The following is a 14,316-nucleotide window of genomic DNA, read 5'->3' on the forward strand; positions in this document are numbered from 1 at the left end:
GAAAATGGATATTACTATTTTATTTCCGGTATTGAATGAGAAACGCAGACTTAAAAACGGTATTGTTACGACAGTTGAGTATTTGCGAGAAAATTGCAATGTGCCGTGCAAGCTTATGATTTTAGATAACGGATCGACAGATGAAACACCTGAAATTGCAGAGGAACTTTGTAAAATGTATGAAGAAGTAACATATGTGAGGGTGGAAGAACGCGGGGTTGGAGTGGCTTTCAGAGAAGGTATAAAGAGAAACACCAGTGATATTGTGGGGTATATGGATATCGACTTATCCACGAATATTAAACATCTGGGAGAGGCCATCCGCATTTTTGAGAACAGAGAGGATGTAGAATACATTAATGGCACAAGATTCAGCAGACAGTCGGATACACAAGGAAGGAAATGGTATCGGAAAATCACATCAAAAGGCCTTCTGATACTTTTAAAAAGTATTTTAAAAATGAAATCCACTGACGCAGTCTGTGGTTTTACTTTCATGCGTAAAAGAGTAGCAGACGAATTAATCGAAGTATCGGGGAATGAGAACGGGTGGTTCTATACGGTTGAAATGCTGCTCCGCGCAGAGAGGGGAGGCATACGTATCATGGATATGCCGGTGGAATGGCAGGAGGATTATAATACTACGGTAAAGTTATGGAAAACGATAAGAAATTATCTAATGCAAATAAAAAGGCTCTACAGGGAATTTAAGAAAGAGGACAAAGCAAATGCTAAAAAGAGTTGATTTAGGGAGAAATTATAGAAATCATAAGGACGAGTATATGAAGGCGATAGAGGAAGTCTGCGAAGAAACGGCTTTTTCAGGAGGAAAGTTCGCAGATAAGTTCGATCAGGAATTTGCAGAATATATTGGGGTCAGAGCGGCAACGGGAGTGGATAACGGAACATCCGCCATTCAGCTTGCGATGCTGGCACTTGGTATCGGTCCCGGAGATGAGGTCATTGTTCCTGCAAATACTTATATCGCTACCGCATGGGGAGTTACCTATACCGGAGCGATTCCGGTTTTTGTAGATTGTACTGAGGATACATGGGAAATTGATCCTGCAGCCATTGAAAAAAGGATTACGGAAAAAACGAAAGCGATTATCGGCGTACACCTTTATGGACAGCCCTTCGAATTTGGGGAGGTAAAGGAAATCGCGGACAGGCATGGTTTGTATGTGGTGGAGGATTGTGCGCAAGCCCATAATGCCAGATATGAAGGAAGAATGGTGGGAGGCCTTGGTGATATCGGATGCTTTAGCTTTTATCCCGGAAAGAACCTTTATGCTTTTGGAGAAGCGGGCAGCGTGACATCGAATAATAAGAAATATATAGACTACATCGACATATTAAAGAACCAGGGATGCAAGGTGAGATATTACCACGATGTAGTGGGATATAACATGCGCATGGAAGGAATTCAGGGAGCTGTTCTCAGCGTTAGTCTGAAGTATTTGGATGAATGGACACGCAGAAGGCAAGATATTGGGTATCGTTATCTGAGAGGGATAGTTAACCCGATGATCAGAAGGCAGGAACACCCTGGCAATACCGAATCAGTGTTTCATCTATTTGTCATTACCGTACCGGATGCAGAAGACTTTCTTCGTTTTATGGATGAGCGGGAAATTGAATGCAATAGGCATTACCCGGTGCCCTGTCATTTACAGCAGGCATATGCGCACTTGAACTATCGAAAAGGAGATTGTCCAAATGCAGAATATTTGGCAGAGCACTGCATTACTCTTCCTATGTTCCCGGAAATGACAGAGGATGAAATTAACCTTGTCATAGATGCTTGTAATGAATATAACAATTAAAAAGGGGGCTGCCAGTTAGGATCTCCGTTATGAATAGGATCGTTATTTTGAAGGAATTCCCGATATTCGGGAATTTCTTCTTTTATTGTATTCATAAAAACGATGGAACCCTCTGTATTCAAGTGGTCCGCATCTGCAAAGTATTCCAGGTGGCTGGTAAAGCGCTCGTCCTGCGAATAATCATAATAAGGAACACCGGTGGAGCCCGTTACGGTATGAATCGTATCATAAAACTCTGTTTTGAATTCGGCGGAAACCATATCGGTGTAATAAGAGGTGTAAGGTGTAGTAACGAGTACAGGAGTAATGCTGTTTTCCATGCAAAGATTTATTATATCATACAGATTGTCTATACGCTCCTGCATGAAATACTCCTCTTTATTTTCCATATGCCTTTGATACCTATTCAGTGCCTTTTCGTAAAACTTAGCCTCCGCCTCTGCTTTTTCCTCGGGAGTAAGAACGCTGCTTTCTGCGGCAAAGGCTTTTAGGGGCATGAACGAGTATAAAATACTCGGGGGGAAAAGCTTTACAATATCTTCTCCGGCGGACAGAATGGGCATCCTATGTGTTACCAAATCGATATAAGGGCTGTAGCCGGGGATATACCGTGGGGAAAGGAAGGTATAATATTTGGCGTTCAAGGATTGCATCTCCGTTTCGTTAACAACCTCGTTGTTAAAGGAAAAGTAAGAAACCGGAATAAACAGGATGCTGTCCTTGGCGAAATGATTCCGATACATGGAGAGTATCGCGAGGTCATAGTTATAGGTCTGACTCGCCATGGCGAAGTTGAAGCACTCGTAGCCACTCTGTTTTGTCAGCTCCTCATAATAAAAAGCATATTCCCCATGAGAACTGCCGATATTAGCAATCTGGATATTGTTAAAAGTGGAATCCATAAAGTCGAATTTATGTGCGTCTGCATAAGGGTCTTCCATTACTTGCTTATAACGGTAATTTAACAAAAGCAAAAGCAAAAAGGCGATACCGCTTACTGTGATACATTTCATGAGAAAATTGATATAAGATTTTTTCATAAGCTCCATCAAAACTGAAAATAATAGAATTCAGTCGATACTCCTTTCTCCGAAAATAAAAGAATGACAAGTAAAAACAGGATATAAATGGGGTAGCGCACCCATATTTTCTTCGAGGAAATATAGGAAATAACATCCGTTTTCAAGGAGGCATAATCATAAATCCCGAGTAAAATAACGGGAATGGAGATATATACCATATGAGTGTAAGTCATATCCAGACAAATTACCGCTGTTTTCAAATATTCGTTCAAATCGTTGATCTGGAATAAACTTAAGCTGATCATTCGCCATGCATCTGCAAGGTTGCCCGCACGGAAGAAAACCCATGCAAAGCAGACGAGAAAAAAGGTCAAGGCGAGAGAGAGAAAACTAAAGAAGCCTTTGCGGGAAGCAGTATGTCCCCTTTTTTTACCAGGAAATAAAAGATCTTGTATAATCTGGTAGAGACCGTGCAAGCCTCCCCATACGAGGAAGTTCAGTCCCGCGCCGTGCCAAAGACCGCTTACCAAAAACGTGACCATCAAATTCAAAGCGTGCCGGAACCGGCCGACCCGATTGCCGCCCATAGGAATGTATAGATAATCCCGAAACCATGTGGAAAGGGATATGTGCCAGCGGCTCCAGAATTCTTTTATGCTGTGAGAAAAATAAGGACTTTTGAAGTTCTGGGTCAATTCGATGCCAAACAGCATAGCAGTGCCTACCGCGATATCCGTATAGCCGGAAAAATCACAATAAATCTGAATGGCAAACATGATCGTAACAATGATATAAACAAGCCCGATATAACTGTTTACATTGTCGAATACAGAATCCACGCTGGATACGAGCAGATTTGCCACAACCAGCTTCTTAAAATAGCCGACGGCCATGAGCTTTAAGCCATAGGCGGCCTTGGAAGAGTCGAAGAGACGTATTTTTTTAAATTGAGGAAGCAGCTTGTCTCCCCGCCCGATAGGACCGGACAGGAGCTGTGGGAAAAAGGACACAAATAAGCTGTAATAACCGAAATGCTTTTCGGCAGGATACTTGCCCTTATATACATCAATCAGATATCCGAGAGTCTGGAAAGTATAGAATGAAATACCTACGGGCAGCATAAGCTTTAGGGTAGGGGTTTGTATGGGAATTGAAAACGACTGCGCAGCGGTATTTATAATTTCGAAGAAAAAGTCTAAATACTTATATAATAAGAGAACACCCGTTAAAGAAAGAATTCCCGAAGCAAGCCCAATCCTCTTGGTACGCAGACTTTTTGATATGTTGAAGCTTCTGGCTAACAAATAAGAAATCACGGTAGTAAACAGCAGAAGGAATACATACCTTACGTCGAGGCTCATATAGAAGTAATAGCTGACCGCTAATAAAAAAACATATCGGTATTTAGAAGGACATATCCAGTATAATAAAAAAACTACAGGTAAAAATATGGCAAAGGCCATAGAATTAAATAGCATAAGTTACCTCAGTGCTTTCCGAAAATAATGCTGATAATATATTATAGATGATTTTAAAAGTTATGGCAATTAGCATAAAATATCAATTTTTATACATTATCGATTCATATTATATCAAATTTATTAAAACAAATATTTATTAAGTTTTTTTTAAGTCCATGGGAATAATTCCTTAATTATTTTACGGAGAAAGTTATTAATGAAAAAATGTGCTATAATTTCAGTGTGCACATAAGTCAGTCTGATTTATACTTTGGTAACTAAAAAATTTATAAATTCCGGGAGGAATAACAATGAGGAGAAAAATGAAAAAATATATTCTCTTAGCGATGCTTTTGTTTGTCGCAGGCTGTGGAACAGCAGCGAAAGAGCAGGATTTAGGAGAAGAGACGTCGCAGGGGGAGGTAACAGCGCAGGAAACGCCCAAGGCTACGGAAGAAATGAACAAGGAGAATGAGAAAGAACGGGAAGAATCCCAGCCGGAGGAAGGAATAGTGGTCGTTTCGCCGGAGGATTTAATAGAACCCGAAATCGAGGAGAAAGAAGTGACAGAAGCACCACCGGAGGTGCCTGATGGCAGCCGCCTGCAGATTGTCTTTCTTGGAGACAGCATTCTTGACGGTTATCGGAATGAAACCGGAATCGCGTCGATTACAGGGGCACTGTGCAATGCCGATGTGTACAATCTCGCGATGGGGGGAACGACGGCGGCGTTAACGGAGTATGAAAGTGCTGTATATGAGAACTGGAGTTCCCGCAGCCTTCAAGGGGTAGTGCATGCGATTTGCGGTAACGTAGATGAGGGTATATTGAATGGCAGCAGGGCAGGAGAGGTGTTTGCTACCTGTGATTTCGACAAAACGGACTATTTTATTATTGAATACGGAATGAATGATTTTCTCAGTGCCATTCCGATAAACAACGATTCCAATACCAATCAGGAGTATACCTATGTTGGAGCTTTGAGAATTGCCATTAATCAGTTGCGGAGCAACTATCCCAACGCGCAGATCGTTCTGTGTTCTCCAAACTATGCGCAGTTTTGGGGAAAGGATGGAGCATATCTGGGAGACGGTAACATGGTGGATAACGGGGGCGGTACGCTGGCGGCTTACTACCGTGTATGCGGCAATGTTTCCGCAGATGAGCACACGTTATTCCTAAATGCCTACGAAGGAATAGGTTTGAATACCTATTCGGCGGATGAGTATTTGGAGGATGGCATCCATTTGTCGGAAAAAGGCCGCAGGAAATATGCGGAGAAGCTTTCGGAAGTTATTTTAGGATATGAAGAAACAAGGAATAATTAATATTTGAACAATGCAATGTGAGATTGCGGCAAATAGTAAAATATGTTAAAATACAAGGCGGATGTTTTAGCATCCGTCTTTTTTCATATAATTAGGAAAGTGGACGAAGCCTCCTTTTGTTCACCCAGAAAAAGAACTGATTCTAAAAAGAATTTGCAGGAGAAGCATAGAGTGAAAGCATTGGAGTATCCCTTTAATAGTGAATATATTTTAAAAAAGTCCAAGAGACTGAAGCGTGAACTTTTGGAAGAGTCTATGCCGCGCCTTAAGAAAAAGATAGCGGTACTGGGCGGGAGCACTACCCATGACATCGTACGTATGCTGGAGCTGTTTCTTTTGAATCAGGGAATCGAACCGGAATTTTATGAATCGGAATACGGGCAGTATTTTCAGGAAGCTATGTTCGAAAACGAGGAACTTTCTTCCTTTGCGCCGGATATCATCTTTTTTCATACGAGTAACCGGAATATTGCAGCATATCCGCAGATAGAGGACAGCAAGGAGCAGGTCGAAGAATTGTTAGAAGAGCAATACGGACATTTTTCCTGTATGTGGGACAAGCTGAGAGATACGTACCATTGCCCGATCATACAGAATAACTTCGAATATCCGTTCTATCGCATGCTGGGAAATAAGGATGCCAGTGACATTCATGGACGCATCCGCTTTATCACGAGATTGAACGAGCGGTTTTATGATTATGCACAGAATCATGAAAATTTTTATATTAACGATATAAACTATATGGCGGCGGCTTACGGCCTCGACAGATGGTCGGATCCATTTTACTGGCATATGTATAAGTATTGCATGTGCATGCAGGCGATTCCTGAGTTCGCATTTAATTTATCCAATATTATCAAAGCTGTTTTCGGCAAAAATAAAAAGGCTCTGGTATTGGATTTGGACAACACGCTGTGGGGCGGCGTTGTGGGAGATGACGGAGCCGAGAATTTGGAAATCGGTCAGGAGACTTCCCTTGGACAGGTGTATTCCGAATTCCAGGGATATATAAAAGCGCAGAAGGAAATCGGAGTGATGCTAAATGTAAGCTCCAAGAATGAAGAGGAGAATGCGCTTGCCGGCCTGAGCCACCCGGAAGGAATCTTGAAGCCCGAGGATTTTATTCTGATAAAGGCTAATTGGGAGCCGAAGAGCATAAATATAGACGCGATTGCCTCGGAGCTGAATATTTTGCCGGACAGCCTTGTGTTCGTAGACGATAATCCTGCGGAGCGGGAGATTGTCAGTGTGGATGTACCGGGAGTGGCTGTGCCGGATATAGGAAGGCCGGAACAATACATTCATATTCTTGATCGCTCCGGCTTCTTTGAAGTAACAGGGCTTTCACAGGACGATAGAAAGAGAAACGAAATGTACAAGGCCAATTTGCTCCGTGAAAAGCAGCAGGCAGGATTTGCAGATTACGCGCAGTACCTCCTCTCTCTTAGCATGCATGCAGTCATAAAGGCCTTCGAACCGATGTACATGTCGAGAATTGCCCAGCTTACTAATAAAAGCAATCAATTCAACCTGACGACCAAAAGATATACCCAAAGCGAAATCGAGCAGACCGCAGCGTCTGCAGATCACATCGCCCTATATGGCAGGCTTGAGGATAAATTCGGAGATAACGGAATAGTTTCCGTTGTTATAGGCCGAAAGGAAAGCAGAGCACTGCATATTGAATTATGGATTATGAGCTGCCGCGTACTGAAAAGAGATATGGAATACGCCATGATGGATTGTCTTGTACAGGAGTGCAAGAAGGAAGACCTTCATACGATCTTAGGTTATTACTATCCCACGGCCAAAAACCAAATGGTAAAAAACTTTTATGACCTGCAAGGCTTCAGCAAGATAGAAGAGGATTCCGAAGGGAATACTACATGGGAATATAAAATTCCCGAAAACTATGAAAATAAGAATAAGGTCATAGAAGTAGTATAGGAAAAGAATTGAAAGTCAAGAAGGTGTGAAAGCAAATCACTCAAAACGTGGCTTACTGTATGAAAAGGAAGGAAGTAATTATGACTAGAGAAGAAGTATTTAAGACTTTAAGCGAAGTGTTTCAGGACGTATTTGACGATGAAACCATTACAGTGAATGGAACGACTACCTCAGAGGATATCGAAGATTGGGATTCTCTGGAGCATATTAATCTGATTGCTGCAGTAGAGCAGGAATTCGGTATGAAGTTTACCATGGGACAAGTGGTCACGATGAAGAATGTAGGCGAAATGGCTGATATTATTATCAGCCAGATTTAAGAGAAGCGTTAGGAGCGGACCTCCAACAGCTCTATCATCCCAAGACTTGCGTTCATTAAAAAGGTCACGCGCATATTCTCCAGAGCAGGAGCAGGTGTGGGCATATCGATGGCGGTATATCCGTTTTCGGTAAGGTATGCCAGGTCGTTTTCGAAGTTGCGTGATTCGTAGCAAAGATGATAAGGTGTGTTTTTATATTTTTTTAAAAGCCCGGCAACGACGGAGTCGGAACTGACCGGGGAGACAAGCTCTACTACGTATCCATCCTTCTCCATAAAACAAATATTGATCTTGCGGTAATCGTCATAGATGATATCCTGACGGAGCACATATCCCAGCTGCTGGAACTGTGCTGCTGCCGCATTTATTTTTTTCACTAAATATCCGATATGGTGTACTTTTAAATCTATCATTGTATTTTCGGGTCCTCCTCATATTCGATATTACTATTCAGCCTTCGGCTTCCTGATAACAATTGATACCACGCTTGCAAGCCCGGAAAGGATTTCTTTTTTATGGGAGCTACGTTTACATCCTTTTATTTTTTGTGCTTTTATGCATGTATATTAATTATATATTATCTGATTCCCCCAAAAACGCAATGGGTATTTTTGCTTTTATCCAGCATCGCGTATTATTTGCTTTCCGGAAACGGCATACTAATTTTGTATCCGGTCTGCGCATGCCTTGCAGCATACGCGGGTATACGAATTATGAGCGGGACGGATAACCTGAAGAAAAAAAGAGCTGCTATGGCAGGTGTGGTCTTACTGCTCGTCGGTTCTTTGGTGATGCTTAAGTATGTGAACTTCGGCATCAATACGGTAAATGGAATTGCAGGGATATTTGGAAGTGAGGAGGCGGTACTTACCGGATTTAAGTTTATGGTGCCGCTCGGAATTTCCTTTTATACTTTTTCCATCCTCGGCTATGTGATAGATGTGTATAATGGAATTGCCGTGCCTCAGAAGAACTTTTTCAAAACGGCGCTGTACGGCATGTATTTTCCTTCTATTTTATCAGGACCGATTCTGCGGTATAGGGAGGACGGAGAACAATTTTTCACACATCATCCCTTCAATTATAGGGAAGTGACCTTCGGTTTACAGCGAATGGTGTGGGGATTTTTCAAGACCTTGGTAATTTCCGAGAGAATGCGCTTTGTGGTGGATACGGTTTACGGTAATTACGGAGATTATCCCGGTGCATACATATGGCTGGCTACGGTATGTTATGCGTTTCAGCTCTATACTAATTTCTCCGGCTGTATGGATATCGTCCTAGGAATGTCTCAGACTTTCGGTCTAAAGCTTCCCGAAAATTTCGAGACTCCCTTTTTTGCAAAGAATATTTCGGAATACTGGAGAAGATGGCATATTACGCTGGGCGTATGGATGAAGGAATATGTATTTTATCCGCTGCTTCGTACCGGAGTCTTTACCCGTCTTTCCAAAAATATGAGAGAACGGTTCGGTAAGAAGCGGGGAAAACAGCTCACGACCTTTCTTGCAATGTTCGTGCTTTGGTTTTCGGTGGGCATCTGGCATGGCGGGGATTGGAAGTATGTCATCGGTTCCGGTCTGCTGCACTGGTTCTACATCGTATCAGGAGAGCTTCTGACCCCTTTTTTTAATAAGTTTATGGAAAAGCTTCATATCGATCCGAAGAAAAGGTGGGTGGATGTACTGCGCATGCTGCGCACATTCTTCCTCGTAAACATCGGCTTCGTGTTCTTTCGGGCGGATAGCGCAGCGGATGCTTTTTATATGCTAAAGGGGGCGGTAAGCGTATGGAATGCCGTAATATTGTTTGACGGCTCCGTGTTTACGCTGGGGCTGGATTTTATAGAATTTACAATAGCGATAGTATCCCTGCTCATTCTGTTTGCGGTATCTGTTATGCAGCAGAAGGAAAGCGTCAGGGAACGGATTGAGAAGAAGAAACTTCCCGTTCGGTGGATTATCTGGTATGCTCTTTTATTCTATACCATATTGCTTGGAAATTATGGACCGGGGTATAGTGCGGCGGAGTTTATCTATCAGGGCTTTTAAGAGCGGGAACGGGTTGTCTGCCGGTTATTTTGATAGACGGGCATGCGATACTCTGCTAAAATAGAAATAGTATAAAGGAAATTATGTGTTACTGAAAACAAAGTGAACAGTAACACATGATTGGAAGGAAACTGGAGAGAGTTAAAATGGATAAAATTGCGGTTTTGATACCATGCTACAATGAGGAAAAGACGATTGCAAAGGTAGTGGCCGATACGAAGAAGGCGCTGCCAGAGGCGGTGGTTTATGTATATGATAACAATTCTACGGATCGTACGGTTGAACTGGCGGCTGCGGCGGGTGCCGTAGTGCGGCATGAATATATGCAGGGAAAAGGGAATGTAATCCGCCGGATGTTCCGCGAAATCGATGCCCAGTGCTATGTCATGGTGGATGGAGATGACACTTATCCTATGGAATATGCTCCGGAGATGGTGGAGAAGGTGCTTGAACACCATGCGGATATGGTGGTGGGAGACAGGCTTTCCTCCACATATTTTACTGAGAATAAAAGGCCCTTTCACAATTTGGGAAACAGTCTTGTACGAGGCACGATCAATCGCCTGTTCGGATGTAAAATCAAGGATATCATGACGGGATTTCGAGCATTCAGCTACGGCTTTGTCAAGACTTTTCCGGTACTTTCCAAGGGCTTTGAGATAGAGACAGAGATGACCATACACGCAGTGTTTAACAACATGCAAATTGAAAATGTCATTGTGGATTACAGGGACAGGCCCGAGGGCAGCCAATCCAAGCTGAACACTTACTCGGACGGAATGAGAGTGCTTGGAACGATTGGAAGGCTGTATAAGGACTACAAGCCTTTCGGCTTTTTTTCTCTTCTGGCGCTTATTCTTGCGGTAATCGCTACCGTATTCTTCATTCCAATACTGGTGGCTTTTATAAGAACGGGTGTGGTGGATAAGTTTCCTACGCTGTTTGTTTGCTGTTTCGTTATGCTGGCGGCAGTTCAGGCCTTTTTCTCCGGAATGATTTTGTCCAATATGGCACTGAAAAACAGAAGGGACTTCGAATTCCGTTTGAATATGATTCAGGGGAAGATAAAAAATGATGACGTGGATTAATAAAATAAAAAAATATACAGCTTCTTTGGAAAAATGGGATATGGGCCTGCTCATCGTATGCTTGGGCTTCTATCTCTTTTTTCCGTTTTACGACGGACCGGTGTGGTGCGCGGATTCTCCCAGCTATGCAACTATGAACATTACGAGGGAGCCTTTGTATCCTACGTTTTTATGGATATTCCGCAGCCTGTTCGGCGAAGAAGGGTATCTCATGCCCGTGGTGATTGTTCAGAGCCTCTTGGCAGCGTATGCGACATGGAAGCTGGCTGTTACCGTAAAGAAATATAAAGCCGGCAGCCGGCTGCTGGCTTTTTTGTCCGTATGCTTTCAGTTCGGTGTGACGTTTCTTTGCCGCTTTGTGGCAATTAGGGGTTCTTCGTATATCGACAGCATTATGACCGAAGGGCTCGGATTATCTCTCTATGTACTTTTTATCGTTCAGCTATACAAATATATCATGGAAGAAAAGAAGCAGAATCTGGCAGCTGCAGCATGCTTTGCCCTGCTTCTCGTTAATCTTCGCAAGCAGATGCTCCTCTCGCTTGCTTTGATGGCAGCAGTATTTATCCTGTATTATCTCATAAAAAAGAGGAACATGAAAAAGCTGCTGTTATTGCTGGGACTGACCGTATGCCTATTTTTTGCCGGCAAGCTTTCAGACCGCTTTTACAATTATTGTGTCAGGGGCGTTTGGATCGAACATTCCGGCAATTCTATGGGGATGCTGTGCACATTAATTTATACCTCTAAGGAGGGGGACGCTTCTTTGTTCGAGGATGAAACGGTGCGCGGTCTATATGAGGAGATACTTGCTCAGGCAAATGAGCAGGGACTTCGCAAGATGTATGCGCCTGAAGGATGGGTGGATTTATCTACTCATTATGCTGACAGCTACGATGCCATAGGTTATGGTATCATTAATCCGGTGGTTCAGGACTATATTGCAGAGCATTTCGAATATTCGGAAATAGATGCGGTACTTCAATATGATGTATATTGTAATGCGATGGCAAAGACGCTGCTTTCCCAAGCAACACACTTTGATACGGGCGATTTGCTTCAGGTCTTTTTGGCAAATACGTGGAAGGGCTTTGTTAATTCTATCGCACGGGTGAATACTTATCTGAATTTTTACGCGGTTTTGGCATATGTGCTCTATCTTCTTTTGTACGTGTATTCTTCTTGCGAAGGCAACGAGCCAAAGGCAAGGCGAAAGAGGTGGAGGTTACCGGACAGTACGCTGACTATGGCAGAGATTGTGATTGGCGGAGTGATTGTGAATTCGATTGTGGTAGGCGCCATGATATTTACGCAGCCCCGCTATATGATTTATAATATGGGGGTGTTTTATACAGCATTGTCTTTGTTGGCATATGATTTACTTCCTTGGAAGGGGAGAAAGCCGTGAGGTGTATTTCGGTAAAAATTTGGGGATTTTGAAGAAATATAATTTGAATGCGGATAAGGAAAAGGGTAAGGATGATAGATGATTAAGAGGGTGCTTAACTATTGGTATTTGGTTTTGATCGGAGCATTTTTCGTAGTATCGATAGGGGTTTATGCTTGCTTTGGAGAAGAAAGTTATATTGCGGTACACGATAATCTCGATTTGTTCGTGGCACAGTTTCAGATGCTGAAAAATACGGGGAGCTTTTTTGCTCATAATGTGGAAGTTCCCTTTTTAGGGGGAATCAGCAGGGATAATCTTCCTTCGGAGCTTTCGCTTTATACAGTGCTGTTTATGTGTCTGCCTTCCTTCGCAGCGTATATAACGGGATATTTTCTTAAGATAGTGATAGCGATGGTTTCGGTATGGCTGCTGGCAGGGGACTGGTATGCAGAGAAGAGGAAGGAGTATCGTTCGCTTATAGCACTGCTTGGTTTTGCCTATGGGGCCTTGAACATGTTTCCTGCTTTTGGAATTTCGTTCACCTCTATCCCGCTTGTCATTTACTTGCTGAGAAGGATATATAAGAAGCCTTCCGTTTGGTTGTATTTGGCCCTTTTTTGCTATCCCTTTTTGTCTTATTTTTCTTATTTCGGCTTCTTTATTCTCGCTTACCTTACCGTTGCAGTTATCTGGCTTGCGGTTCGGGATAAAAAGCTTTCCAAAGCCTTACTGCTTGCACTTTTCGTGCTTGGGGCAGGGTATGTGGCCTTTGAATACCGGCTGTTTGGCATAATGCTTTTTAGCGATACGGAGACGATCCGTTCTACCATGGTGGAGGCAGATCTAACGGCGGGAGAGGTCCTGAGACAGATCGGGGATGTGTGGAAAAATGGGATGTTCCATGCGGAAAGTGTACATGGGAAGCTGGTACTTCCTGTTTGCATCTTATATTTTATTTATCTGAACGGTAAATATATGAAGGACAAAAATTGGAGGGGGATTTTCCATGATAGCTACAACCTTCTCATATTTGTGATTTTATTTAACAGCATAATATATGGAATTTATAATTGGGGTGGATTTCGCAGACTGGTGGAAACTCTTCTGCCGCCGCTCAAAGGATTTCAATTTAATAGGACCGTATTTTTCAGCCCGTTTTTATGGTATGCATCTTTTTTTATAGTGCTGCAGCGTCTTTATGATTGTCGGAGCCTGCCTTTTCCGGGAAAAATAAAAGGGAATGATGTGATGAAACGGCTGGCAAGCAGTCTTGCGAACGGACTTGCATTAACTTCGATTGCCATTATTCTTCTGACTCCCGGCAGGTATAACGATTGGTATGCCACCTGCAAAAATAAGACGTTAGAGCTGGCCAAGGGAAAAGTGGCCGACGATATGTCCTACGGGGAATTCTATTCTACGGAATTATTTGCGGAAATCAAAGAGGATATCGGTTATGGCGGCGAATGGGCCGCGGCATATGGAATTCATCCGGCGGTATTAGAATATAACGGCATTGCTACGCTGGACGGTTATCTGGGTTTTTATTCCCAGCAATATAAAGAGAAGTTTCGCAAGGTGATAGCGCCTGCGCTGGAAAGGGTAGAAGCCAGCAGAATTTATTATGACGACTGGGGGGCACGGGTGTATGTGTATTCCGGGACGGATGCTTCGGTGGTAAGCGCGACAAAGACGATACATGTAACTGATTATGATTTATATATGGATACCGAGGCCTTTGAGAAATTGGGGGGGAAATATATTTTTTCCCGGATTGAGCTTGGAAACGCGAAGGCTCTGGGGCTTACGCTCGTGAAGGCATATGAGCAGGAGAAGTCGCCTTATATAATTTATCTATACGAGAAATAGTTTTTAAATCTT

At 42.9% G+C, this 14,316-nt stretch carries 12 protein-coding genes; 9 read left to right on the forward strand and 3 right to left on the reverse strand.

Annotated features, from left to right (window positions below):
• The first annotated feature begins 4 nt into the window (after nucleotides 1–4).
• Both CC90_RS0119610 and CC90_RS0119615 read left to right on the forward strand, forming a co-directional pair.
• Entirely contained in the window at nucleotides 5–745 is a 741-nt protein-coding gene (locus CC90_RS0119610) for a glycosyltransferase (RefSeq protein ID WP_035315861.1), read from the forward strand.
• Nucleotides 729–1,826, forward strand: coding sequence for a DegT/DnrJ/EryC1/StrS family aminotransferase (locus CC90_RS0119615; protein WP_031392410.1), 1,098 nt, complete (start codon nucleotides 729–731; stop codon nucleotides 1,824–1,826). The genes CC90_RS0119610 and CC90_RS0119615 overlap by 17 nt, the downstream gene beginning before the upstream one ends.
• Here the strand turns inward: CC90_RS0119615 and CC90_RS0119620 are convergent.
• Complete coding sequence (locus CC90_RS0119620) at nucleotides 1,823–2,866, reverse strand: D-alanyl-lipoteichoic acid biosynthesis protein DltD (protein WP_157837570.1); 1,044 nt, start codon at nucleotides 2,864–2,866, stop codon at nucleotides 1,823–1,825. The genes CC90_RS0119615 and CC90_RS0119620 overlap by 4 nt on opposite strands.
• An 8-nt stretch (nucleotides 2,867–2,874) precedes the next feature.
• A complete protein-coding gene (locus CC90_RS0119625; protein ID WP_031392412.1) occupies nucleotides 2,875–4,326 on the reverse strand; it encodes an MBOAT family O-acyltransferase in 1,452 nt (483 codons plus the stop codon).
• A 293-nt stretch (nucleotides 4,327–4,619) separates the two neighbouring features.
• Here CC90_RS0119625 and CC90_RS0119630 point away from each other — a divergent pair, with 293 nt between their 5' ends.
• The 3 genes from CC90_RS0119630 to CC90_RS0119640 all read left to right on the forward strand — a co-directional run bounded on the left by CC90_RS0119630 (nucleotide 4,620) and on the right by CC90_RS0119640 (nucleotide 7,906).
• Nucleotides 4,620–5,636, forward strand: a complete 1,017-nt coding sequence (locus CC90_RS0119630; RefSeq protein WP_031392413.1) for an SGNH/GDSL hydrolase family protein — start codon at nucleotides 4,620–4,622, stop codon at nucleotides 5,634–5,636.
• Nucleotides 5,637–5,807: 171 nt separating this feature from the next.
• Entirely contained in the window at nucleotides 5,808–7,586 is a 1,779-nt protein-coding gene (locus tag CC90_RS0119635; RefSeq protein WP_031392414.1) for an HAD-IIIC family phosphatase, read from the forward strand.
• 80 nt (nucleotides 7,587–7,666) lie between these two features.
• Complete coding sequence (locus tag CC90_RS0119640) at nucleotides 7,667–7,906, forward strand: acyl carrier protein (protein WP_031392415.1); 240 nt, start codon at nucleotides 7,667–7,669, stop codon at nucleotides 7,904–7,906.
• Between the two features lie 8 nt (nucleotides 7,907–7,914).
• Here CC90_RS0119640 and CC90_RS0119645 read toward each other — a convergent pair whose 3' ends face one another.
• Complete coding sequence (locus tag CC90_RS0119645; RefSeq protein WP_031392416.1) at nucleotides 7,915–8,319, reverse strand: VOC family protein; 405 nt, start codon at nucleotides 8,317–8,319, stop codon at nucleotides 7,915–7,917.
• A 300-nt stretch (nucleotides 8,320–8,619) separates the two neighbouring features.
• Here CC90_RS0119645 and CC90_RS0119650 point away from each other — a divergent pair, with 300 nt between their 5' ends.
• From CC90_RS0119650 to CC90_RS0119670, 4 genes are all read left to right on the forward strand, one after another.
• The gene (locus CC90_RS0119650) at nucleotides 8,620–9,957 is read left to right on the forward strand and encodes an MBOAT family O-acyltransferase (RefSeq protein WP_242843344.1); all 1,338 of its coding nucleotides are present in this window, start codon (nucleotides 8,620–8,622) and stop codon (nucleotides 9,955–9,957) included.
• A gap of 146 nt (nucleotides 9,958–10,103) precedes the next feature.
• On the forward strand, nucleotides 10,104–11,045 hold the full coding sequence (locus CC90_RS0119655; RefSeq protein WP_031392418.1) for a glycosyltransferase family 2 protein: 942 nt from the start codon (nucleotides 10,104–10,106) through the stop codon (nucleotides 11,043–11,045).
• Complete coding sequence (locus CC90_RS0119660) at nucleotides 11,029–12,453, forward strand: hypothetical protein (protein ID WP_031392419.1); 1,425 nt, start codon at nucleotides 11,029–11,031, stop codon at nucleotides 12,451–12,453. Before CC90_RS0119655 ends, CC90_RS0119660 begins: the two co-directional genes overlap by 17 nt.
• A 78-nt stretch (nucleotides 12,454–12,531) precedes the next feature.
• Nucleotides 12,532–14,304, forward strand: a complete 1,773-nt coding sequence (locus CC90_RS0119670) for a DUF6044 family protein (protein WP_031392420.1) — start codon at nucleotides 12,532–12,534, stop codon at nucleotides 14,302–14,304.
• Nucleotides 14,305–14,316: the final 12 nt, after the last annotated feature.

The organism is Kineothrix alysoides (genome assembly GCF_000732725.1).
Classification (GTDB): domain Bacteria; phylum Bacillota; class Clostridia; order Lachnospirales; family Lachnospiraceae; genus Kineothrix; species Kineothrix alysoides.